Source organism: Bacillus sp. JST-5 (assembly GCF_057747715.1).
Map to the genome: position 1 here is coordinate 76,252 of NZ_JBYLHW010000004.1, position 23,003 is coordinate 99,254.

The following is a 23,003-nucleotide window of genomic DNA, read 5'->3' on the forward strand; positions in this document are numbered from 1 at the left end:
CTCCCCTCCTTTTTCTTTATAGATCAATCATTTCTTTAATGGGACTAAAAGATTTTCTATGGATCGGTGTTGGACCGTAACGTCGAATGGCTTCTAAATGCTCTTTCGTCCCGTATCCTGCATTTTTCTCAAATCCATATTCAGGATATTTTTTACTATATTCCACCATTAAGCGGTCTCGGGTTACTTTCGCAACGATCGACGCAGCTGCAATTGAAACAGACTTCGCATCCCCTTTAATAATACTTTCCTGTGGGAAAGGCACATCTATTTCGAGAGCATCAATAAGTAAGTAATCAGGTTTCATACATAAAGCATGGACAGCATGGACCATTGCTTTTTTTGTTGCTTGATATATATTCAATACGTCAATTTCTTCCGCTTGAACAATACCAATTCCATAACTTACACAATTTTTCACGATATCTTCATACAATTGTTCCCGCTTTGCTTCCGTTAATTTTTTTGAATCATTTATTCCAGGCAAATAAAAATCATCAGGTAAAATGACGGAAGCTGCTACAACTGGTCCTGCAAGCGGTCCTCTTCCAACTTCATCAACTCCTGCAATCCGTTGGAATCCTTTTTGCTTTAATGATTTTTCAAATATCATCATGTTTTCAAATTGTTTGTTAAGCTCTAAACTCTTTTGAAAATTTTTCTCCCATTTTTTAACGAGCAATTGAACTCCTTTTCTTGAATCATTTTTACAACGAATGAAAAAAGGATCATCGACACTTTTAATGGATTGTAACTTTTCTTCAATTTCTTTTATTGTATATGTATCCATAAAAGACTTTCTCCTCTTATTTTTTATCGGTTCTGAAAAAAGAAAATGAAGGCCCTTGTAGGACCTTTCACTCAACATCCTTTATATCTATAGGCGTTTCTAACGTAATTCTGCCAAATTTTTCAGAACGAATATCGCGGATGATGATTTCAGACGTTTTATCATAATCAATCATACCACCGCTCATAAGACAACCTCTGTTTTTCCCAATAGCATCAAATAATTCAACGATTTCCTCTGGGATTTCTTGAAGTTGGTACCGTTCTTTTAGTCGATGCGGATATTCTTTCATTAAAAATTTTAACGTATAAACGGCGATATCTTGTAAATTTAATATTGTATCTTTTATCGCTCCAGTTACAGCAAGTTTATAACCAACTTCTTGGTCATCAAATTTTGGCCATAATATTCCAGGTGTATCGAGCAGTTCTAATTCTTTCCCTACTTTAATCCAACTTTGAGCTTTCGTGACACCTGGTGTATTCCCCGTTTTAGCAATATTTTTCTTTGCTAATCGATTAATTAGTGTAGATTTCCCTGAATTCGGAATCCCTACAATCATCGCGCGAATCGCTCTAGGATTTTGAATTCCTCTTGCTCTCATTTTATCGAATTTTTCTTTTAACAATTCTTTCGAAATTTGAACGATTTGCTTAATTCCGATTCCTTCTTGAGCGTTAATGGCTAATGTTGGAATATTTTTATTCTGAAAATAGTCTACCCATAATTTTGTTTTATCCGGATCAGCCATATCTGCCTTATTTAATAATATGATTCTAGGTTTTTGTTGAATCATTTCTTCAATCATCGGATTTTGCGAAGAATATGGTACTCTAGCATCTAAAATTTCAAAAACAATATCGATAAGTTTTAATTTTTCAGTTATCTCTCTCCTGGCTTTTGCCATGTGTCCAGGAAACCATTGGATTGTCAAACCGAATGTCTCCTTTCTAGTCTACAAATCTAATTTCTTTGTATGGCCAATAAACGAAATTCGTTTTCCCTAAAATTTCTTTCAATGGGATCGCCCCAATATGTCGACTATCTCGACTAAAACGTCGATTGTCACCTAAAACAAATATATGATCCTTAGGTACTGTTACGATAAAAGATTCCGTCAATAAGCCTTCCGTTTCTTTTTTTAATTCGTCTAAATAAGGTTCATCATATTTTTTACCATTTATGTATAACGTATCATTTCTATATTCAACCGTTTCCCCCGGTAAACCGATCACTCTTTTTATGTAATCCTTTTTTTCTGCAGCATGGAAAACAATGATATCGAAGCGTTTCGGTTCCCCAAACACATAGGAAAGTTTATTGACAATCATGCGATTATCATCTTTTAAGGTAGGGTACATAGATGACCCATCGACAATAATAGGAGTAAATAAAAAATATCGAATGATTCCCGCTAATGCCGCTGCAATTAATAAAGCTTTCGTCCATTCCCAAAGCTCGTTTTTCTTTTTCTTAGTCAATTTGCAGTTCCTCCAATTATATAATTGCTCTATTATTTATTTTACATAATTATATGGTTTCAAAACAATGAAAATAAAAATAATAGAAAAAACAATTTTTCTGAAAAGGAAAAGGAGCTTATTAAAATAAGCTCCTTTTAACGGTTTATTATCGAATTTCTTTAATACGTGCTGCTTTACCGCGAAGTTCACGTAAGTAATAAAGTTTCGCACGACGTACTTTACCACGACGTACAACTTCTAACTTCGCAATTTTTGGAGTGTGAACCGGGAATGTACGCTCAACTCCTACTCCGTAAGAAACCTTACGAACAGTAAAAGTTTCACTGATTCCGCCACCGCGACGTTTAATAACAACGCCTTCAAAAATTTGGATACGCTCGCGTGTACCCTCAACAACTTTTACGTGTACACGTACTGTGTCACCAGGGCGGAAATCCGGTAAATCAGTGCGAAGTTGTTCTTTAGTGATTTCTTGAATTAATTTATGCACTTTACTCAACTCCTTCTCCGGATGCTCTTACAATCTAAAAAATATTGCAGCGGAACATCGTTTTCAAGACAAAAGGGCAAAACTACCCTAAGTCACAAAATTAATCATAACATATGTGTTTTGTTGTTGCAATAGCTAGTTTTGTTCCTCTTTCAACTCGATTAGCCATTTCTTCTCTTGCTCGGTCAATGGATATTCTTCCAATAGATCAGGTCTTCTTTGAAGTGTTCTCTTCAAAGATTCTTTTTTTCTCCATTCTTCTATTTTTTTATGATCACCAGATAGTAATACATCTGGAACTTTATAGCCTCTAAAGTCTCTAGGTCTAGTATATTGAGGATGTTCTAAAAGTCCGGTAGAAAATGAATCTTGGACTGGGGATTGTTCATTCCCTAGAACACCAGGTAATAGACGGACGACACTGTCTATTATGACCATCGCCCCAAGTTCTCCACCAGTCAAAATAAAATCCCCAATCGAAATTTCATCCGTTACTACCATTTCTCGGATTCTCTCATCATATCCTTCGTAATGACCACAAATAAAAATTAAATGTTCCTCTTTCGACAATTGTTCCGCCATCTTTTGATTATATCGTTTTCCTTGTGGACATAATAAAATGACTCTCGGATTTTTACTATTACTTTTTGTTTTAATATCTTGAACCGCATCTACGATAGGTTGTGCTTTTAACACCATTCCCGCTCCTCCACCATAAGGATAATCATCAACAGTATGGTGTTTATTGTCAGCAAAATCGCGGAAATTCACAACATTGTATTCAACCTGTCCATTTAATGTTGCTTTATGCAACATCGATTCTCCTAGGACATTTGTAAACATATTTGGAAATAACGTTAAAATATCGATCCGCATTAGTCTAACAATCCTTCCATCGGTTCAATGACAATATACTTTTCCTTTACGTTCACTTCTACCACTACATGTTCAATATATGGGATATAATACGTCTTTCCTTTTCCTTTAACCACCCATACGTCATTCGCACCGGGAGTTAAAATTTCTGTAACTTTCCCAATTTCTTCATCATTTGGTAATAAAACTTTACAACCAATGATTTCATGGAAATAATATTCATCTTCATCAAGAGAATTCAATTGTTCTTCAGAAACTTTTAATATTCCTCCTTTCCATTTTTCAACATCATTAATAGAGTTATATCCTTCAAAGGATAATAAATCGAAGTTTTTATGTGTTCTCCAACTTTTAACGGTCAATGGAATAGGTTCTGCATTGTCAGGCATAAACAAATACAATTTATTTCCCTTTTTATATCGTTCATCTTTAAAATCGGTACGAGAGATAACACGTACTTCTCCAGCTATCCCATGTGTATTAACAATTTTTCCTACATTAAACCAATTACTCAATGTCTATCACCTCTAACGAATATCAACTACTATTCCATCTTTAATAACAATCGTTTTATCTCTTGTTTTTTCATCCCACTTGTCGCCAACTTCTACATTTATGATTGCTTGTACTTCACGATCTTTAATTTCACTGCCTAATGGCAATAATTCTAATTGTTTCAATTGAAAATCTAATAATTTTATTTTTTCTTGCCGATTGGATATTTCTTTTTCAAAATATGTTACAACTTGGCTGGGCGGATATTTTTTTTCTTTTCTTAGTCGCTTCATTTCAAACCGAAGCTGATCACATTCTTTTTGCCATTGATTTTTTCTTTGTTGAAACTGTTCATGAAGCCATTTTTTACTTTCTTCCGTTAATACTTGTTTTACCACAACCTTCTGTATTATTTGCATCCATATGGCCTCCCATTCAACAATACCCATTTTCTTATGACCTTAAAACCCATTATAACCGATATACCATTTCCTTTGATGAAAGCAATCCTTCGTCAAATGTTAGGGTTACATACTTTTTCTATATTGTCTAGTTGAAAAAAGGTGTCCCAAACTAAGGGACACCTTTTTATTCACCGATTTCTAGGAAAACCTTCTTTTTTTCTGTCGATCCTGCTGCTGCATAAACAACAGTTCGAATAGCTTTGGCGACTCTTCCTTGTTTACCGATAACTTTCCCCATATCGTTTTTATGAACGGAAAGTTTGTAAACAATACGGTGATCTTCTTCCGTGACGGTAACATTCACGTCATCCGGAGAATCTACCAACGACTTTACAATCGTTTCAATTAATGATTTCATCGCCATCATTATTTGTTGTATTTTAGATTATGAAATTTTTCCATAATCCCTTTTTTAGAAAGTAGGTTACGAACTGTGTCAGAAGGTTTTGCACCGGTTTGTAACCATTTAAGAGCTAATTCTTCGTTGATTTCGATTTGTGCTGGCTCACTTACTGGGTTGTACGTACCAATCGTTTCAATAAAACGACCGTCACGTGGAGAACGAGAGTCAGCTACTACAATACGATAAAAAGGAGATTTTTTTGCTCCCATACGTTTTAAACGAATTTTTACTGCCATTATTTAAGCACCTCCGAATAGTTTCACACAAGATAGTATAATATCAATTAGTTTTTAGTTTGTAAAGTGTTTTTTCTTAACAGTATGATTTTCCAATATAAATTATATATGGTCCATTACATAAATGGAAATTTAAATCCACCTTTTTTCTTACCTTTACCCATATTGGTCATTTGTTTCATCATTTTCTTCATATCTTCAAATTGCTTCAATAGTCGGTTTACTTCTTGAATATTTCTTCCGCTACCTTTAGCAATTCGTTTTCTGCGGCTTGCATTGATAATTTCCGGATTCATCTTTTCTTCCGGCGTCATCGAGCGAATAATTGCTTCCACATGACTAATTTGTTTTTCATCAATTTGCAAATTATTTAATCCTTTAATTTTATTTGCACCAGGAAGCATTTTTAACAATTCATCGAGTGGACCCATCTTTTTCACTTGGCTAAGCTGTTCGAGGAAGTCATCGAGTGTAAATGAAGCAGTTTTCATTTTCCGCTCTAACTCTTTTGCTTTTTCTGCGTCCACTGTTGCCTGTGCTTTTTCTATTAAGGTTAATACATCGCCCATTCCTAAAATTCTTGACGCCATACGTTCTGGATGGAAAGGTTCAATCGCATCCATTTTCTCCCCAAGACCGACAAATTTAATCGGCTTATTGGTTACAGCCCGAATGGATAATGCGGCTCCACCTCTTGTATCGCCATCAAGTTTAGTTAATATAACACCGGTAATCCCTAGCTGTTCATTGAAGCTATTAGCAACATTAACTGCATCTTGACCTGTCATGGCATCGACAACAAGGAATATCTCATCTGGTTGTACCTCTTCTTTAATGGCTTTTAATTCGTCCATTAAATGTACATCGATGTGTAGACGACCGGCTGTATCAATGAATACATAATCATGATGCTCTGCTTTCGCTTTTTCAATTGCTTCTTTAGCTATCGTAACCGGGCTAACTTGATCACCTAGGGAAAAAACAGGAATGGATAATTGCTTTCCTAATGTTTCTAATTGTTTAATCGCAGCAGGCCGATAAATATCCGCTGCAACTAATAACGGATTTCGGTTATGTTTTTTCCGAATAAAATTCGCTAATTTCCCGGTTGTTGTTGTTTTACCAGCCCCTTGCAACCCAACCATCATAATGACAGTAGGAGGACGAGAACTAACAGCAATTTTGCTTTGTTCTCCACCCATAAGTTCGGTTAATTCTTCCTTAACCACTTTTATTACTTGTTGACCGGGCGTCAGACTTTTCATAACTTCTTGTCCAACCGCTCGTTCACTTACTTTTTTAATAAAGTCTTTGACCACTTTAAAGTTAACGTCCGCTTCCAGTAATGCCAATCGGACTTCACGCATCATTTCTTTAACATCAGATTCAGAAACTTTACCTTTTCCGCGAATTTTTTGAATCGTCTGTTGCAGTCGGTCGGCTAACCCTTCAAATGCCATGATGCCGCCTCCTAATCTAATTTCTTAAGCGTTTGAATCATTTCTAACAATTGATTCTTATCAAAAGAATCGTTTTCGATCATATTTTCCATTTTTGAAAGCAACTTTGTGCGCTCTTGAAATTTATTAAACAGTAAAAGTTTTTCTTCATACTCTTCAAGCATCGCTTCTGTTCTTTTAATATTGTCATAGACTGCTTGACGGCTAACATTATATTCTTCCGCAATTTCACCAAGTGAGTAATCATCTAGATAGTAAAGGGACATATAGCTACGCTGCTTAGGAGTCAACAACGACTGATAAAAATCATATAAATAGTTCATTCGCGTTGTTTTCTCAAGCATCGTTATCCCTCCAGTGTTAAGTGAAAAACCTTTACAGGTATATATTACAAAATAAATTTGAGACTGTCAACTTTATAAAGGGAATAGGGACTCATATAGAAATAAGTGAGGTCAATCCTCACTTATTGTTGTTCGATCACATTTGAGAATAAGCCATATACATATTGTTCTGGATCGAATTCCTGTAAATCATCCATTTTTTCCCCAAGGCCGACAAATTTTACAGGAATCTTAAGTTCTTTTCGTATCGCTAAAACAATTCCACCTTTAGCGGTTCCATCGAGCTTTGTTAATACTATTCCTGTTACATCTGTAGATTCTTTAAACGTTTTCGCTTGCACTAAGGCATTTTGTCCAGTGGTAGCATCAAGAACTAACAATACTTCATGTGGTGCCCCTGGAATTTCCCGTTCAATAACTCTTTTTACTTTTTCAAGTTCTTTCATTAAGTTTACTTTATTTTGTAGACGTCCTGCTGTATCACAAAGTAAAATATCTACACCTCTAGATTTCGCGGCCTGAGCAGCATCATACATGACTGCTGCTGGATCAGATCCTTCACTTTGTTTAATGACCTCTACTCCAACGCGCTCTCCCCATACTTCCAATTGGTCAATAGCACCCGCACGAAACGTATCTCCAGCAGCTAACAATACTTTTTTACCTTCTTGTTTATATTTATAAGCTAATTTTCCGATCGTTGTTGTTTTTCCAACTCCATTTACTCCAACCATTAAAATAACAGTCAATCCATCTTCTTGAATATTCATTTTCGACAGTGCTTGTTCGCCGTCTTGATAAATCTCCACTAACTTTTCAGAAATAACATCTTGCATTTCGCTCGGTTCTTGAATATTACGGCGTTTTACTTCCATTTTTAATTCGTCGACTAATTCCATTACTGTCTCAAAGCCAACATCTGCTTGGATTAAAATTTCTTCCAATTCTTCGAAAAAATCTTCATCAACTTTTCGATAACGAGCTACAAGGTCGTTCACTTTTTCGGAAAAACTATTTCTTGTTTTCGCTAACCCTTCTTTAAATTTTTCCGTTACGGAATCTGTCCGTTTAGCGATCGTTTCCTTTAATTTTTTTAAAAAACTCAATACAACCACTCCTTCAAACGTATTAAACTAGTTCGACCGTTTCTTTATCTTCTAGACGGACTGATACAAGTTTGGACACACCAGACTCTTGCATCGTAATTCCATATAAGACGTCCGCGCCTTCCATCGTTCCTTTACGATGAGTGATGACGATAAATTGGGTTTCCTTACTAAATGCTTTTAGGTATTGACTAAATCTCGCAACATTAGCTTCATCCAATGCAGCCTCTACTTCGTCAAGAACACAAAACGGAACCGGTCGCACCTTTAAAATTGAAAATAGTAAAGCTATAGCTGTTAATGCTCTTTCTCCACCGGAAAGTAGTCCTAAATTTTGTAACTTTTTCCCTGGTGGTTGTGCTACAATTTCTACTCCTGTATGAAGCAAATCATTCGGATCGGTTAGTTTTAATTCTGCACGTCCACCACCAAACAATGACTGGAAGACGGATTCAAAGTGACTGCTAATCGCTTGAAACGTTTCTTCAAAACGTCTCTTCATTTCCTCATCCATTTCATCAATCACTTGGAATAAATTGTCCTTCGCATTTTGTAAATCATTTTTTTGTTCTAACAAAAATTCATATCGCTCTGAAACTCTTTCGTATTCTTCAATGGCCCCTAAATTCACGGTACCAAGTTCGTCAATCGTCTTTTTGATTAACTTTACTTTTTTCCGTGCCTCTTCATGAGGGACAGTAAGCGGGAATTGTTCTTTTGCCGCTTCAAAAGAAATCATATATTCTTCACGTAAATGATCGAGTTTATTTTCCAATTCTACATCCATGCGGTTTAGTTTCACTTCTTCATCTTTTAAAGAATCAGAAACACCTTTATGAAGCCTTTTTAATTCTTTTAATTCATTTTCAATATCTTCTCGTTGTTGTTGTAATGTTAATCGTTCCTCTCGATGTTGGCTTATAGCTTCCATCGTTTCATTTTTTTTCATTGCCTTAATTTTGGCTTCTTCTTCAAGAACGGATTCACCAGAAACATTCTCGACGATCTCTTGTTGAAGCAGTTGTAGGTCATTCTCATACATGGAAAGACGATTCTCATTTTCTTCAATTTCTTTATTGATTTGTTTCAATTGATTTTCAGCATGGTTGACTTGTTCAACCTTTTTAGCAAGTGAAATCTTTAATTCTTGAATTTCTTGCATAATCGATTCTTTTTCCGTTTGATCCGACGTTTTCTTTTCGGACAAACGATTGATTTCCAAATCCAATTGCTGAATATTTTGTTCATATTCTTCTAGCATCAATTCTAATTCTTGTTTTCTTGCTGTTAGGCGAGAACGTTCTTCATCAAGGGTTTTCTTCTCTTGATCATATAATGAAAGTCTTTCGTTAACATTTTTTTCTTCCCATTCGATATCTTTTAATAGATCTTTTAATTGCTGTTCTTGTTCGCGAAGCTCTTCACCTTTTGTTTGCACCTGTTGAAGTTTTTCTTCTTGAATTTTTACCTTTTCTTTTAATGATTTAACTTTGTCCTCTAATTTTTTCGTGGTTTCTTCCATATTAACTAGTTGTTTTTTTAATTGTTCGAGCTCTGTTTTTCTACTTAATAATGAACTCGTTTTTTGTTTGGAACCACCACCTGTCATCGATCCACCAGGATTGACGACATCACCTTCTAAAGTTACGATTCGGTAGCGATATTGTAAATGCTTTGCTAGTTCATTCGCACCTTTTAAATCTTTTGCAACAACGACATTTCCTAACAAATGATTGAAAATATTATTATATTTTGAATCAAATGTAATTAGCTGGACCGCAAGTCCTACATAAGAAGGATGATTTTCAATGGATTTTAAGACGGAAGGCGGAATTTCTCGGCCTTTCATTACTGATAGCGGAAGGAATGTTGCCCTTCCAAAGGAATGTCTTTTTAAAAACTGAATCGCTTCTCGGGCATTCGCTTCATTTTCTACCACAATATGCTGCATCGCATTACCTAAAGAAATTTCAATAGCAACTTCATATTCCTTGCTTACTTGAATTAGTTCCGCAACAGCACCTACAATACCAGATAATTCACCTTTTGCTTTTAAAATTTCTTTAACACCTTGGAAAAAGCCTGCATAGTCATCTTCCATTTCTTCTAACAATTCTTTTCTCGATTTTGCTTGTTGAATGTACTGGTATGCTTTGTATAGGTCAGATTCGGACTTTTTATATTGATTTAAAGTTAATTCCAATTCTTTTTGCTCATTTCGATAAATGGCTACTAAGTCTTCGATCTCATTCCTTAATAATGTTAAAGATTGATTTATTTTTTCTTTATTGGTGATGACTTCGTTTCTTTCCTCTAAAAATTTTTCATTTTCATGAACTAATTTTTCTAGTTTGGCTTCTTGTTGTAATAGTTGTTGTTCAATATAATTTTTCTCATTCTTACTGCCAGCTTTTGCATTTAAAAGCTCTATATAATCGCTTTTTAGTGTTTCAATTTTTTCTTCCACATCTTCGGAGAATAGTTGAAGTAATTTCTCTTTTTCTTTGAGAATTGAAGTCAGTTCTGATTTCTCATCTTGTAATGTTTTTAACTCTTTTTCGTATGTATTTCTATCTTGTGTAAATCGAGCTAAACGCTGCTTTATTTCTTCAATATTTTTCTTTAACTGTTCTTCGTTTTGACCAGCGTTTTTCTTTCTCTCTTTTAAAACTTCTTTTTGACCTTCTAGTTTCTCTAATTCTTCACTAGTATGTAAAAGAACATTTTGTAGATGAGTGATATGTTGATCTAACTCTGAAATTTCTACTTTTAACTTATCAATCTCTTCTTCTCTTTGTTGGATGGAAGTAAATAACTGTACTTCTTGATCCTTTTGTAAATCAATTTTTTGTTTTAATTCGTTCCATCGTTTATTTAAATCTTCAATATCTTTAACAATTAAAGCAACTTCGTATTGTTCTAGTTCTTCTTTTTTCTGTAAATATTCCTTTGCTATGGATGATTGAATTTTCAATGGCTCAAGTTGATTTTCCAACTCATGTAAAATATCATTAACGCGATTTAAATTATCTTGGGTTTCAAATAATTTCGTTTCAGCTTTCTTTTTTCTCGTTTTATACTTCAAAACTCCAGCTGCTTCCTCAAAAATGGATCGGCGTTCTTCAGCCTTACTATTCAAAATTTCTTCTACTTTTCCTTGACTGATAATTGAAAAAGCTTCCCGTCCTAATCCGGAATCCATGAATAAATCAACGATATCCTTTAGACGACAGCTTTGTTTATTAATTAGAAACTCACTTTCGCCAGAACGATAGATCCTTCTTGTTACACTTACCTCATTGTAATCAATAGGCAAAAAATGATCTTCATTATCTAATGTTAGTGTAACTTCCGCAAAGTTTAACGGTTTTCTCGAATCACTTCCGGCAAAAATGATATCTTCCATTTTTGCTCCTCGTAAACTTTTAGCAGATTGTTCTCCTAATACCCAACGGATGGCATCGGTAATATTACTTTTTCCACTTCCATTAGGACCAACAACCGCTGTAACACCATTAACAAACTCTACGGAAATTCTTTCTGCAAAGGATTTAAAACCTACTATATCTAATCTTTTGAGGAACATTTTCTTTTTCCTCCCATTTCTTATGATTCATTGATTTTACCGAATGTATGATTGGACTTTAAATGTGTTAAAGCCATTTGGGCAGCGTGCTGTTCCGCTTCTTTTTTCGATTTTCCTTTTCCTGTACCAAGTTCCGTACCATTTAAAGAAACTTTCGCAACAAATTCTCGGTTATGTGCCGGACCTGTTTCCAATAATATTTCGTATTCGATCACGCCAGCCGATTCTCTTTGAATTAGTTCTTGCAATTGAGATTTAAAATCCATCACATGAGAAAAAGCACCTTCTTTAATTTTTGGAAAGACAATCTCTTCTAAAAAGTGTTGAGCCGTTTCAATACCTTGATCTAAAAAAAGCGCCCCAATAAATGCTTCGAATACATCTGCTAACAATGCTGGTCTTGTCCTTCCACCTGTCATTTCTTCTCCTTTTCCTAAAAGGACAAGTTCACCGAAATTTAGTTCCATTGCAAATTTGACTAAAGAAGGTTCACAAACAACGGCAGCTCGAAGTTTTGTTAAATCCCCTTCACTCATGGTTGGATATGTCTTATATAAATAATGGGACACAAGTAATTCTAAAACGGCATCTCCTAAAAATTCTAAACGCTCATTGTCTTCCTTCCTTTTTCTACGATGCTCATTCACATACGATGAATGGGTAAATGCTTGCTTTAATATCGCTTCATTTTTAAAGCGAATCCCAATTTTTTCTTGAAACCTTTTAAAATTGGCGTCAATTATGGATTGATAATGTTTATCTCTGTCACGGTTAAGTTTTTTCATGACGTTCCTCCATCTACAACATTTTACAAATAAAGTTTATTCAAACTGAATCTTTCCCAAAAGAGATACAGTAATATTTACGCTATAACCCTTCTATCATATCATTTATAAAATTGTACATAAATATGTTTTTTCATTGAATATACAAGAATAAAATTCATCTTTTGAAACGTCACATTTTAATCGTTACAATTTTATTATCGATAAATAATCAATGGAGTTCATATATGGTAACAAATTTTTCATTGAAGTAAAAAAGAAGTGGCAAGATTCGTTTCAATCCATTTGTTGAGGTATATGGCCGTTTATGTAACCGATTATACACAAATTTTATGAAACTACGTTGAAAAGAAGTAATAATCTTTCTTAGAAAAAATGGGTGCCCTTCTATTTAGGCACCCTTGTATTCATTACATTTTGCTTTTTATGTAATTTACAGCATCCCCAACTGTAACGATTTTTTCAGCTTCATCGTCTGAAATTTCCATTCCAAACTCATCTTCTAATTCCATGACAAGTTCTACTACATCAAGGGAATCTGCTCCTAGATCATCTTTGAAAGTTGCTTCCATTGTTACTTGAGATTCATCTACTCCAAGACGATCTACTATAATTTTAGTTACACGCTCTAATACATCTGCCATATGTATCACCTCCCCTCAAGTCATTATAGACAATCCATTTGATGAAAGCTATATTTTCTTTCAACAAATCGAATTGATGATGAATTTACATATACATACCACCATTGACATGAATAGTTTGTCCGGTAATATAGCTGCTATCATCAGATGCTAAAAAGGAAACGACTTTCGCTATTTCTTTTGGTTCTCCGATTCTAGCAAGTGGTATTTGTTTTAACATTTCCGCTTTTACCTCTTCCGGCAATTGTTCCGTCATATCAGTGGCAATATACCCAGGTGCTACTGCATTAACTGTAATTCCCCTTGCAGCAAGTTCTCTAGCTGCTGTCTTTGTTAACCCAATGACACCAGATTTAGCTGCCACATAATTAGCTTGTCCAGCATTTCCGCTAAAACCGACGATCGAAGAAATGTTAATGATTCTTCCCGAACGTTGTTTCATCATTTGACGTGTGACAGCTTTTGTACAGAGAAATACACCTTTTAAATTTGTATTCATCACATCGTCCCAATCAGATTCTTTCATACGCATTAACAATTGGTCTCTTGTGATTCCTGCGTTATTAACTAAAATATCAAGTTTTCCAAATTGTTGAATCGTTTCATCAACCATTTTTTGTACATCTTCACTAGAAGAAATATTCGCTTGGATAGAAAAAGATTTTCTCCCCATGGCGATAATTTCTTGAACGACTTCCTTTGCTTTTGCTTCGCTACCTGCGTAGTTTACCACTACATCGGCACCTTCACGAGCTAGTTCGAGCGCAATTTCTCTTCCTATTCCACGTGATGCGCCAGTCACTAACGCAACTTTTCCATTTAACCTCACACTTATTCCCCCTTCAACTGTTGGATACAATCAGCTAAACTTTTCTCATCGTAGACTGAATGTACTTTTAATGAACGATCAACTTTTTTAACAAGACCAGATAAAACTTTACCTGCACCAATTTCGATAAATGTGTCAACACCTAGTTCGACCAATGTGCGTACAGAATCTTCCCATAACACAGGTGAATACAGCTGTTTAATTAACAAATCTTTAATTTCATGAGCATCTTGAACCGGTTTAGCTGTAACATTGGCAATAAGCGGTACTTTCGCATCATTGATAGTAATTTCATTTAATACTTTTTCTAAATGTTGAGAAGCAGGTTTCATTAATTCGGAATGAAACGGTCCACTCACTTCAAGGAGGACGGCACGTTTTGCACCGTTTTCTTTTAAACGCTCAACAGCTATTTCGACACCTTTTCTTTTTCCTGAAATGACAATTTGTCCAGGACAATTTAAATTGGCGAGTTGAACTAAATGTCCTTCTTTTGTTACTTCATCGGTAATCAATTTAATTTTTTCACGATCCATGCCAAGAATGGCTGCCATTGTTCCTTCACCATTAGGAACAGCGTCTTCCATGAATTCTCCTCTTTTTCTAACCGCATAGACTCCATCTTCAAAAGATATTGCACCTGCTGCAACTAACGCTGAATATTCACCTAAACTATGACCAGCAACATAATCTGGTTTAATTCCTTCTTTTTCTATTAATTGCAATACAGCAATACTTGTTGTTAATAAAGCTGGCTGAGCATTTGTTGTTAACGTTAATTTTTCTTGTGGCCCTTCAAAAATACATTGCGATAATGGTTCTCCTAATCGTTCATCAGCTTTTTCAAAGATTGAACGAACTTCTTCATATCGATCATAAAATTCTTTTCCCATCCCTACCGTTTGGGAGCCTTGTCCAGGAAAAAGAAAAGCGATTTTCCCCATTCATTTTCCTCCTTATTCTTTTTGTGCGTTTTCTGATTCTAGAAATTTTGCGATTGTTTCTGGAACTTGATTCATGACAATATCTCTTGTTTGGCGAATGGCATGAAAGATCGCCGTTGAATCACTAGATCCATGTGCTTTAATAACAGGTGCTTTTAATCCGAATAAACCTGCACCACCATACTCCGAATAATCGAGCTTATTTTTTAATGATGTTAAATCGTTCTTTAATACAGCTGCAGCTAACTTACTTTTTAAACTACTGGTTAAAGCTCCCTTTAACATTTTAAATAATGACAGAGCTGTTCCTTCAATCGTTTTTAATACCATATTTCCTGTAAATCCATCGGTTACAACGACGTCGGCAACTCCGCTTAAAAGATCCCTTGCTTCAACATTTCCAATAAAATTAATATTCGTTTCTTTTAATAAATCATATGCTTGTTTCGTTAATTCGTTCCCTTTATTTTCTTCTGTTCCGATATTTAGTAATCCTACTGTAGGATTGGCTTTTCCACGAACCTTTTCCCAATAAATTGATCCCATGATGGCGTTTTGAACGAGATGAATTGGTTTTGCATCGCTATTGGCACCAACATCTAACAACAAAAATCCGCTTCCATCGATGGTAGGAAGAGTTGGTGCTAATGCCGGACGTTCAATCCCTTTTATTCTCCCAACTACAAATAAACCTGAAGTCATAAGTGCACCTGTATTCCCGGCAGAAATACAAGCATCTGCGCGCCCTTCGGCAGTTTCTTTCGCTGCTAAAACCATGGATGATTGCTTCTTTCTTCGCACCGCAAAAACAGGATCATCATCACTTTTAATAACTTCTTCTGTATGTAAAATGGATATTCTTTCGTTTTTTGTTAGCAGTGGAGTCATTTGTTTTTCATCACCAACTAATAGTATTTCTAGGTCTTTAAATTGATCCACCGCTCTTATTGCACCTTTAACAATTTCAACAGGTGCATGGTCTCCTCCCATTGCATCAATTGCTATTTTCATTACTTTCATCCTTTACTGTAGAGTTTCTATACATATGGAATTCTCCCTTAAAAACGAGCTCTTGTCCAACGAAACTTTCAACTTGAACAATTGTGCGATTCTTTTCTTTTTCGTGATGAATAACTTTCGCTTTAGCTATTACTCGTTCACCTTGACGAACTTGACGTGTAAACAAAATATTAGCCTTGGCTGTTAAAGCCAATTCATCATTGATAACAGCCACGGCTAATGAATTCGCTTGAGCAAATAAGTGATGACCCCGTGCAATTTGATTTCTTTTAAATACGTGTTCTTGTCTTACTTCAAAAAGCGATATGGCGCTTTTATCTAATTCGATATCTATAATTTCACCAACTACCTCATCGATTGGAAGTGAACGAACTTGCTCGGCAAAATTGGTTTGCGCCACATGTTTAATTCGTTCTCTTAATTCTGGGATTGATAGCTCCAATCGATCAAGGCGAATTGTTTGAATACTAACTCCAAACTTATCGGCAAGTTCTTCATCCGTAATAAATGGATTTTCCTCAATCTTCTGCTTTAATAACGCTTGCCTTTCTTTTTTACTTCTTCGCATTTGATTCACACCATTCAACTATTATGACTAGGTACTAATAGTAGTATATAAAAACAAAAAAAAGAATGCAATAGTTTGCATTCTTTAATCTAATTTTTCACCATGAATAATATTCGATTGTTCCAACTCTTTACGAAGGAAGCGATATTGCTCATCTTTCCAAAATGCCTCTGATTGAATGAGAATAGCAGCATCTTGTCTAGCTGTTTCTAAAGCGCGATAGTCATGAACCATATCGGCTATTTTGAATTCCGGAAGTCCGCTTTGTTTTTTACCAAAAAAGTCACCAGGACCCCTTAATTCTAAATCACGTTCACTCAATTCAAATCCATCATTCGTCTCAGTCATAATCCTCATTCGTTCTTTACCTATTTCAGATTTCGGATCCGCAAGTAAAATACAATATGATTGTTCTTGCCCTCTTCCTACACGTCCTCGAAGCTGATGTAATTGAGCTAGTCCAAAACGATCGGCATCATATATAAGCATAAAGGTTGCATTCGGTACATTTACTCCCACTTCTACAACAGTAGTGGAAACTAAAACTTGAACGTTATTTTCACTAAAAGCTTTCATCACTTCTTCTTTTTCATCTGGATGCAAACGCCCGTGCATTATGCCAATCGAATATCTTTTTTGAAAATGTTGAACGAGCATCGTATAAACGTCTATCGCATTTTGCACATCTAATTTTTCCGATTCTTCTATTAACGGACATATGACATAGGCTTGTCTTCCTTTTTCTAACTCTTTCTCCATAAAAGCAAGAACTCGCTCTAACATCTCATGTTTCGCCCAATACGTTTTCACCGGTTTCCTACCTTTTGGCATTTGATTAATAATGGAAACATCCATTTCACCAAATACGGTTATGGCTAATGTTCTTGGAATTGGTGTTGCAGTCATAAACAACGTATTAGGATTGATCCCTTTTTCTCGTAATACTCTTCTTTGCTCTACTCCAAAGCGATGTTGTTCATCGGTAATGACTAGTCCAAGATTAGAAAAATGTACATCATCTTGGATTAATGAATGTGTACCAATGATCACGTCGATCAAACCATTTTCTAAACGTTCGAGTATTTCTTTTCGCTTTTTACCTTTTACAGAGCTCGTTAACAAAGCCACATGTATGCCGAATGGTTCAAGCAATTGAAACAAAGATTCTGCATGTTGCTCTGCTAAAATTTCTGTTGGCACCATTAAAGCTCCTTGATACCCAGCTGTATAGGATGCAAATAACGCTATGGCAGCAACTACTGTTTTCCCAGAACCAACATCCCCTTGTAAAAGACGATTCATCCGATAAGGCGATGACAAATCTGTTAATATTTCTTTAACTACCTTCTGTTGGGCATCCGTCAATTCAAACGGAAGAGACTGGATGAATTGTTGAACTTTCTCTTCTTCAAACTTCATCATAACCCCTTTAGAAAGTTCTCGCTCAAACTTTCGCAACGCTTGCATTTTTAGTTGAAACAGCAAAAATTCTTCATAGACAAGTCTTCTTCTCCCTTGTTTCAAATCATAAGGATTGGATGGAAAATGTAGCATGCGAAGGGCATCTTTTTTTGTAACGAGACGATATCTCTCTCTTAAGGAAACTGGTAAGTTTTCTTCAATCTCTTGTCCAAATTGTTTCATTGCCATATAAATAAAACGACGCATTGTTTTTGTTGATAAATTGCTTTTAACAGAATATATCGGTTCAATTCTTTGTTGTTGGTTATGAACCCCAATTTTCCATTCATTTACCGTTATTTGCTGTCGATGTTTATTCCATTTTCCAGTTATGGTAATTATGTCGTTTATTTGAAGTTTGTTTTTTACATATGGCTGATTAAAAAAAACAGCTGTAATTAAATATCGGTCAACTAACACTCGTACTGTTAACCGTGATTTTTTTCGATTGTAATAAACAAGAGAAGGCTCACTGTGGATTTTCCCTTCAACAGTAACCTTCTCATCATGTTGTGCTTCGGCTAAATCTCGTAATGAATAGTCTTCATAACGGTATGGCAAGTGCATAAGGAGATCATATACAGAAAAAATATTCATGTCTGCTAACTTTTGTCCATTTTCTTCGCCAATACCTTTAATCACCGTGACTGAATCATAAATACTAGGCTTCACTTTTCGTAAGCGGAATTCCGAATATTTTTGCCTCCAGTTCTCGGCCAGTCGGAGTTGCCGCTAACCCTCCTTGTGCAGTTTCTTTTAATGCTACAGGCATTGATTGTCCAATTCTAAACATTGCTTCAATGACTTCATCGCATGGAATACGACTTGAAATTCCTGCAAGTGCCATATCCGCAGCAACCATTGCGTTTGCCGCACCCATCGCATTTCTTTTTACACAAGGAACTTCAACAAGCCCGGCAACAGGATCACATACTAGTCCCAGCATGTTTTTTAATGTGATTGCCATCGCTTCAGCACATTGTCTAGGTGTTCCTCCAGCCATCTCTACAATTGCTGCAGCAGCCATACCCGCTGCAGATCCAACCTCTGCTTGACATCCCCCTGCTGCTCCAGAAATGGATGCATTATTGGCGACAACAAAACCAAATGCTCCGGAAGTGAATAGAAAATCAATCATTTGCTCACGTGTTGGATTCAATTTATTTTTTACCGCAAAAAGCGTTCCTGGAACTACTCCTGCAGACCCAGCCGTTGGGGTAGCGCAAATGGTTCCCATTGCAGCGTTTACCTCATTTGTTGCAACCGCTTTACTTACAGCGTCAAGTAATAATTCACCTGATAAGAAGTTACCTTTTTCAATATATTTTTGTAATAGTACCGCATCTCCTCCCGTTAAACCGGAATGAGACTTGACACCATTTAATCCTCGTTCGACTGCTTGCTCCATCACAGTTAAATTTCGATCCATTTGCTCATATATTTCTTCTTTACTTTTCCCTGTTACTAACATTTCTTGCTCAACCATAATATGAGCAATTTTCATTTTTTTCGTTTCTGCTAATTCTACAAGTTCAGCAACGTTTCTAAATAAAATATTCACTCGGATTTCCCTCCTTCACCATTAGTGTATGAAAAAAGCACTACGTACTCAATCAACAATTTTTGTTACTTGTAAAATATTCGGTAGTTTAATAATTTCATCTATAACATGCTGATCAATATTTTGATCAACTTCAATGACCATAAGTGCAATTTTTCCTTTTTCTTTTCTAGATACTTCCATATGACCAATATTAATCTCATATTTTGCTAGGATATTTGAAACATTGGCAATCGTACCAAATCGGTCATTATGAACAACAAGAATGGCAGGGTGGTGTCCGGACAGTTTTAATTCAAAACCATTTAATTCAATAATTTCAATTTTTCCGCCACCAATCGAGATGCCAACTAATTCTAAATCCCCTTGGTCATCACCAAGATGAATACGAGCGGTATTTGGATGTTCAGTGATGGCATCTTCTTCAAAGAATTCAATTTTCATTCCTTTTTGATTGGCAATATTTAAGGAATCTTTAATTCGTTCATCAAACGTATCGAAATCTAACAGTCCACCTACGATTGCAACATCTGTACCATGACCTTTATATGTTTTAGCAAAAGATCCGTAAAGATATACATTTGCCCATTTCGGCTCACGGCCGAATAACTCTCTTGCGACTCTTCCAATTCTTGCTGCACCCGCGGTATGAGAACTTGATGGACCAATCATTATCGGTCCGATAATATCAAAAACGCTTTTATATTTCATCTTCATCTCCCCTTAAGGAAAAATAAAAAAAACGTTTACAATGAAATAGAAGGGTTAAACCCTTCTATTTTCACTTAACTCTATTCTATCGAAAAAATGAACGCATATAAAGGCTGTTTTCCATCATGGACTTCAATTTCCACAAATTGATAATTTTCTTCTACAAATGAAACAATATGGTCGACATCTTCTTCAGATGCATCTTCACCTTTTAAAATGGTTACTATTTCCGTATCATCATCGATAAGGTTTTGAAGTAATTCCTTCGCAGCTAGAACCATTTCTTTATTTTTTATTACGATCTTGCCTTCAGCGATACCCATAAAGTCGCCTTTTTCAATGGTCATTCCATCAATATTCGTATCTCTTACGGCAAAGGTAATTTGACCTGTTTTCACATGATTCATTGCTTCCTTCATGTTTTCTTCATTTTCTTCCGGAAGAATAGAAGGATTAAAAGCAAGTAATGCACTTATACCTTGTGGAATGGTTTTTGTAGGAATGACAATAACTTTACATGTCGCTAATTCTACAGCTTGCTCAGCTGCCATAATAATATTTTTATTATTCGGTAATACAAAAACTGTTTCCGCATGAACCTCTTCAATAGCCTTAACGATATCTTCCGTGCTCGGGTTCATCGTTTGTCCGCCTTCAATAACTTTTTGTGCACCTATACTTGTAAATAAATCTGCAATTCCACTTCCCATCGCAATCGTAACGATACCGTATGGTTGCTTTTCTTTTGTTTTTTCTTCCGTTTTTAACGGAGAGGTTTCACCAACTAAGCTGGAATGTTGTTCACGCATGTTTTCAATTTTCATATTAATTAGGCTACCATATCTTTGCCCGTATGTTAAAACTTCACCAGGCTGTTCAGAATGGATATGTACCTTCACAATTTCATCATCCGCTATTACTAATAACGAATCACCATATTGGCTTAAATCTTGACGGAATTTTTCTTCGGAAAACGGATGATTACGCAATTTTTCTTTCTCAAATTTCACCATAAATTCCGTACAATATCCATAAACTATATCTTCCGTACTCATATGGCTTTGAACATTTTTATGATGTTCTGCTTTCACCATATCTTCTAAATTTAATGGTTCCGTAGATGCAGGTAGCTTTTCTCCCTTTAATACAGATAAAAACCCTTCATAGACATAAACGAGTCCTTGACCACCACTGTCTACGACACCAACTTCTTTTAGTACAGGAAGAAGTTCCGGGGTACGTTGCAACGATGCTTTCGCTTCTTTTAAAACTTCTTCCATGACAACCGTAATATCTTTATTACGTTTAGCTGTTTCGATTCCTTTTTTCGCTGCATCTTTTGCAACCGTTAAAATCGTACCTTCTACTGGCTTCATTACCGCTTTATATGCCGTATCCACCCCAGCTTGAAGGGCATTGGCAAATTCTTGGGCCGTTAATGTAGGTTTAGCTTCTATTGCTTTTGCAAATCCACGGAATAATTGAGATAAAATAACGCCTGAGTTCCCTCTTGCGCCCATCAACAGTCCTTTCGATAAAGCACTGCTCACTTTTCCAATATGCTCTTGTACATGTTGTTTCACTTCTTTTGCACCTGATGTCATAGAAAGATTCATATTCGTTCCCGTATCTCCATCAGGTACAGGAAAAACGTTTAACGCATCGACTGCTTTTGCATTTGCTGCTAAATGATTGGCACCTTGAATCACCATTTCTGCGAAACGTTTTCCGTCTAATACTGTAATAGCCACAATCTTTCCTCCTTATTAAGGGTTCACAACTCGAACTCCATGAACATATATATTAACAGATTCTACAGATAAGCCAAGTGTTTTATTTAACGTATATTTCACTTTTGATTGAACATTATGTGCTACTTCAGAAATTTTCGTTCCGTAGCTGACAATAATGTACATATCGATATGTAGATCATCGTTTTCCTGACGTACAACTACTCCTTTAGAGAAGTTTTCTCTTCTTAAAATTTCAGATAATCCATCTTTCAGTTGATTTTTAGACGCCATTCCAACTATTCCGTAGCAATCAACTGCAGCTCCACCTGCAATTGCAGCTATAACATCATTGGAAATTTCAATATGTCCGTGCTTAGTTTTTAATTCAATGGACATTTACTTTTCCCCCTTTATAGCTTTTTAGAAGCTAAACACATTTTACTATAATAGAACTTTTTTTAAAAGATAAGTCCCCTTTCCTATTGAAGCAATGAACCGAAATAGATGTCAAGTATTTTTTCTTTAAACCAATAAAAACGATAGTTGCATTCTTATAGTTAGTATGATAAATTATTAAAGTATCTGATTGGATAATGAAAGAATCATGCAATCCTTTAGTTTGGCAGTGAGGAGGGAGTCATATATGCCACGTAAATGTGTAGTTACTGGTAAAAAAACAAGCTTCGGTAATTCACGTTCTCACGCTATGAATGCAAGCAAGCGTAAGTGGGGTGCGAACCTTCAAAAAGTTCGTATTCTTGTTAATGGTAAACCTAAACGTGTTTACGTTTCAGCACGTGCGTTAAAATCAGGTAAAGTTGAACGTGTATAATGTTTGAATCAGACATCTATGTTCTATAGATGTCTTTTTACTTTTATTTAGTTTCACCTATTCTCTATAAACATATGTCATTTCCATGAGATAAATAAAAGAAAGGGGCTGTCCGATAAGTCCCTAATAATGAAGCAAGTGGAGAAAAACGACTCGTTTTTCTCCACTTGCTTTTGTATTT

The 23,003-nt window shown here is 35.6% G+C and carries 25 protein-coding genes; 1 reads left to right on the top strand and 24 read right to left on the bottom strand.

The window, feature by feature from the left end; all coding sequences use genetic code 11:
• Nucleotides 1–16 precede the first annotated feature (16 nt).
• The 24 genes from rnhB to AC3ASS_RS02340 form a co-directional block, all read right to left on the bottom strand.
• Nucleotides 17–790: a ribonuclease HII gene (gene rnhB / locus AC3ASS_RS02225; protein ID WP_488281873.1), complete on the bottom strand. Its 774-nt coding sequence runs from the start codon at nucleotides 788–790 to the stop codon at nucleotides 17–19.
• Nucleotides 791–857: 67 nt separating this feature from the next.
• Entirely contained in the window at nucleotides 858–1,724 is an 867-nt protein-coding gene (gene ylqF, locus AC3ASS_RS02230) for a ribosome biogenesis GTPase YlqF (protein ID WP_488281874.1), read from the bottom strand.
• A 16-nt stretch (nucleotides 1,725–1,740) separates the two neighbouring features.
• A complete protein-coding gene (gene lepB, locus AC3ASS_RS02235) occupies nucleotides 1,741–2,271 on the bottom strand; it encodes a signal peptidase I (protein ID WP_488281875.1) in 531 nt (176 codons plus the stop codon).
• Nucleotides 2,272–2,419: 148 nt separating this feature from the next.
• Nucleotides 2,420–2,764, bottom strand: a complete 345-nt coding sequence (gene rplS / locus AC3ASS_RS02240; protein ID WP_488281876.1) for a 50S ribosomal protein L19 — start codon at nucleotides 2,762–2,764, stop codon at nucleotides 2,420–2,422.
• Nucleotides 2,765–2,899: 135 nt separating this feature from the next.
• Complete coding sequence (trmD, locus tag AC3ASS_RS02245; RefSeq protein ID WP_488281877.1) at nucleotides 2,900–3,640, bottom strand: tRNA (guanosine(37)-N1)-methyltransferase TrmD; 741 nt, start codon at nucleotides 3,638–3,640, stop codon at nucleotides 2,900–2,902.
• Nucleotides 3,640–4,155, bottom strand: a complete 516-nt coding sequence (gene rimM / locus AC3ASS_RS02250) for a ribosome maturation factor RimM (RefSeq protein ID WP_488281878.1) — start codon at nucleotides 4,153–4,155, stop codon at nucleotides 3,640–3,642. The genes trmD and rimM overlap by 1 nt, the downstream gene beginning before the upstream one ends.
• Before the next feature lie 12 nt (nucleotides 4,156–4,167).
• Complete coding sequence (locus AC3ASS_RS02255) at nucleotides 4,168–4,554, bottom strand: YlqD family protein (RefSeq protein WP_488281879.1); 387 nt, start codon at nucleotides 4,552–4,554, stop codon at nucleotides 4,168–4,170.
• Nucleotides 4,555–4,723: 169 nt separating this feature from the next.
• Nucleotides 4,724–4,957 (bottom strand): KH domain-containing protein, encoded by a 234-nt coding sequence (locus tag AC3ASS_RS02260; protein WP_488281880.1) that lies wholly within the window; start codon nucleotides 4,955–4,957, stop codon nucleotides 4,724–4,726.
• A gap of 8 nt (nucleotides 4,958–4,965) precedes the next feature.
• A complete protein-coding gene (gene rpsP, locus AC3ASS_RS02265; RefSeq protein ID WP_488281881.1) occupies nucleotides 4,966–5,238 on the bottom strand; it encodes a 30S ribosomal protein S16 in 273 nt (90 codons plus the stop codon).
• Nucleotides 5,239–5,354: 116 nt separating this feature from the next.
• Nucleotides 5,355–6,698 carry a signal recognition particle protein gene (gene ffh / locus AC3ASS_RS02270; RefSeq protein WP_488281882.1) on the bottom strand — a complete coding sequence of 448 codons (1,344 nt, stop codon included), beginning with the start codon at nucleotides 6,696–6,698 and terminating at the stop codon, nucleotides 5,355–5,357.
• An 11-nt stretch (nucleotides 6,699–6,709) separates the two neighbouring features.
• Nucleotides 6,710–7,042, bottom strand: coding sequence for a putative DNA-binding protein (locus AC3ASS_RS02275; protein WP_488281883.1), 333 nt, complete (start codon nucleotides 7,040–7,042; stop codon nucleotides 6,710–6,712).
• A gap of 122 nt (nucleotides 7,043–7,164) precedes the next feature.
• Nucleotides 7,165–8,148: a signal recognition particle-docking protein FtsY gene (gene ftsY, locus AC3ASS_RS02280; RefSeq protein WP_488281884.1), complete on the bottom strand. Its 984-nt coding sequence runs from the start codon at nucleotides 8,146–8,148 to the stop codon at nucleotides 7,165–7,167.
• Between the two features lie 22 nt (nucleotides 8,149–8,170).
• Entirely contained in the window at nucleotides 8,171–11,734 is a 3,564-nt protein-coding gene (gene smc / locus AC3ASS_RS02285) for a chromosome segregation protein SMC (RefSeq protein WP_488281885.1), read from the bottom strand.
• A gap of 20 nt (nucleotides 11,735–11,754) precedes the next feature.
• Entirely contained in the window at nucleotides 11,755–12,519 is a 765-nt protein-coding gene (gene rnc / locus AC3ASS_RS02290; RefSeq protein WP_488281886.1) for a ribonuclease III, read from the bottom strand.
• Between the two features lie 410 nt (nucleotides 12,520–12,929).
• Nucleotides 12,930–13,163 (bottom strand): acyl carrier protein, encoded by a 234-nt coding sequence (locus tag AC3ASS_RS02295; RefSeq protein WP_488281887.1) that lies wholly within the window; start codon nucleotides 13,161–13,163, stop codon nucleotides 12,930–12,932.
• A gap of 85 nt (nucleotides 13,164–13,248) precedes the next feature.
• A complete protein-coding gene (gene fabG / locus AC3ASS_RS02300; RefSeq protein WP_488281888.1) occupies nucleotides 13,249–13,992 on the bottom strand; it encodes a 3-oxoacyl-[acyl-carrier-protein] reductase in 744 nt (247 codons plus the stop codon).
• Between the two features lie 2 nt (nucleotides 13,993–13,994).
• Nucleotides 13,995–14,936 carry an ACP S-malonyltransferase gene (fabD, locus tag AC3ASS_RS02305; RefSeq protein WP_488281889.1) on the bottom strand — a complete coding sequence of 314 codons (942 nt, stop codon included), beginning with the start codon at nucleotides 14,934–14,936 and terminating at the stop codon, nucleotides 13,995–13,997.
• Nucleotides 14,937–14,948: 12 nt separating this feature from the next.
• Nucleotides 14,949–15,947 carry a phosphate acyltransferase PlsX gene (plsX, locus tag AC3ASS_RS02310; protein ID WP_488281890.1) on the bottom strand — a complete coding sequence of 333 codons (999 nt, stop codon included), beginning with the start codon at nucleotides 15,945–15,947 and terminating at the stop codon, nucleotides 14,949–14,951.
• On the bottom strand, nucleotides 15,931–16,524 hold the full coding sequence (fapR, locus tag AC3ASS_RS02315; RefSeq protein ID WP_488281891.1) for a transcription factor FapR: 594 nt from the start codon (nucleotides 16,522–16,524) through the stop codon (nucleotides 15,931–15,933). Before fapR ends, plsX begins: the two co-directional genes overlap by 17 nt.
• An 84-nt stretch (nucleotides 16,525–16,608) precedes the next feature.
• Nucleotides 16,609–18,657: an ATP-dependent DNA helicase RecG gene (gene recG / locus AC3ASS_RS02320; RefSeq protein ID WP_488281892.1), complete on the bottom strand. Its 2,049-nt coding sequence runs from the start codon at nucleotides 18,655–18,657 to the stop codon at nucleotides 16,609–16,611.
• Nucleotides 18,647–19,489 (bottom strand): L-serine ammonia-lyase, iron-sulfur-dependent, subunit alpha, encoded by an 843-nt coding sequence (sdaAA, locus tag AC3ASS_RS02325; protein WP_488281900.1) that lies wholly within the window; start codon nucleotides 19,487–19,489, stop codon nucleotides 18,647–18,649. Before sdaAA ends, recG begins: the two co-directional genes overlap by 11 nt.
• A 105-nt stretch (nucleotides 19,490–19,594) precedes the next feature.
• The gene (gene sdaAB, locus AC3ASS_RS02330) at nucleotides 19,595–20,257 is read right to left on the bottom strand and encodes an L-serine ammonia-lyase, iron-sulfur-dependent subunit beta (protein ID WP_488281893.1); all 663 of its coding nucleotides are present in this window, start codon (nucleotides 20,255–20,257) and stop codon (nucleotides 19,595–19,597) included.
• A gap of 80 nt (nucleotides 20,258–20,337) precedes the next feature.
• Nucleotides 20,338–22,008, bottom strand: coding sequence for a DAK2 domain-containing protein (locus tag AC3ASS_RS02335; RefSeq protein ID WP_488281894.1), 1,671 nt, complete (start codon nucleotides 22,006–22,008; stop codon nucleotides 20,338–20,340).
• Between the two features lie 15 nt (nucleotides 22,009–22,023).
• Nucleotides 22,024–22,386: an Asp23/Gls24 family envelope stress response protein gene (locus AC3ASS_RS02340; protein ID WP_488281895.1), complete on the bottom strand. Its 363-nt coding sequence runs from the start codon at nucleotides 22,384–22,386 to the stop codon at nucleotides 22,024–22,026.
• A gap of 247 nt (nucleotides 22,387–22,633) precedes the next feature.
• On the opposite strand from AC3ASS_RS02340, the gene rpmB reads away from it, so the two are divergent.
• Nucleotides 22,634–22,822, top strand: coding sequence for a 50S ribosomal protein L28 (gene rpmB, locus AC3ASS_RS02345; protein WP_488281896.1), 189 nt, complete (start codon nucleotides 22,634–22,636; stop codon nucleotides 22,820–22,822).
• Nucleotides 22,823–23,003 lie beyond the last annotated feature (181 nt).

Bases quoted from the DNA above. Each gene is read 5' to 3' on its own strand.
- AC3ASS_RS02255 (WP_488281879.1), bottom strand. From the start codon at position 4,554: ATGCAAATAATACAGAAGGTTGTGGTAAAACAAGTATTAACGGAAGAA.
- AC3ASS_RS02340 (WP_488281895.1), bottom strand. From the start codon at position 22,386: ATGTCCATTGAATTAAAAACTAAGCACGGACATATTGAAATTTCCAAT.
- AC3ASS_RS02260 (WP_488281880.1), bottom strand. From the start codon at position 4,957: ATGAAATCATTAATTGAAACGATTGTAAAGTCGTTGGTAGATTCTCCG.
- AC3ASS_RS02275 (WP_488281883.1), bottom strand. From the start codon at position 7,042: ATGCTTGAGAAAACAACGCGAATGAACTATTTATATGATTTTTATCAG.
- rpmB (WP_488281896.1), top strand. From the start codon at position 22,634: ATGCCACGTAAATGTGTAGTTACTGGTAAAAAAACAAGCTTCGGTAAT.
- AC3ASS_RS02295 (WP_488281887.1), bottom strand. From the start codon at position 13,163: ATGGCAGATGTATTAGAGCGTGTAACTAAAATTATAGTAGATCGTCTT.
- plsX (WP_488281890.1), bottom strand. From the start codon at position 15,947: ATGAAAATAGCAATTGATGCAATGGGAGGAGACCATGCACCTGTTGAA.
- sdaAA (WP_488281900.1), bottom strand. From the start codon at position 19,489: ATGAAAATTGCTCATATTATGGTTGAGCAAGAAATGTTAGTAACAGGG.
- rpsP (WP_488281881.1), bottom strand. From the start codon at position 5,238: ATGGCAGTAAAAATTCGTTTAAAACGTATGGGAGCAAAAAAATCTCCT.
- ffh (WP_488281882.1), bottom strand. From the start codon at position 6,698: ATGGCATTTGAAGGGTTAGCCGACCGACTGCAACAGACGATTCAAAAA.
- fapR (WP_488281891.1), bottom strand. From the start codon at position 16,524: ATGCGAAGAAGTAAAAAAGAAAGGCAAGCGTTATTAAAGCAGAAGATT.
- fabD (WP_488281889.1), bottom strand. From the start codon at position 14,936: ATGGGGAAAATCGCTTTTCTTTTTCCTGGACAAGGCTCCCAAACGGTA.
- rnhB (WP_488281873.1), bottom strand. From the start codon at position 790: ATGGATACATATACAATAAAAGAAATTGAAGAAAAGTTACAATCCATT.
- trmD (WP_488281877.1), bottom strand. From the start codon at position 3,640: ATGCGGATCGATATTTTAACGTTATTTCCAAATATGTTTACAAATGTC.
- sdaAB (WP_488281893.1), bottom strand. From the start codon at position 20,257: ATGAAATATAAAAGCGTTTTTGATATTATCGGACCGATAATGATTGGT.
- rnc (WP_488281886.1), bottom strand. From the start codon at position 12,519: ATGAAAAAACTTAACCGTGACAGAGATAAACATTATCAATCCATAATT.
- smc (WP_488281885.1), bottom strand. From the start codon at position 11,734: ATGTTCCTCAAAAGATTAGATATAGTAGGTTTTAAATCCTTTGCAGAA.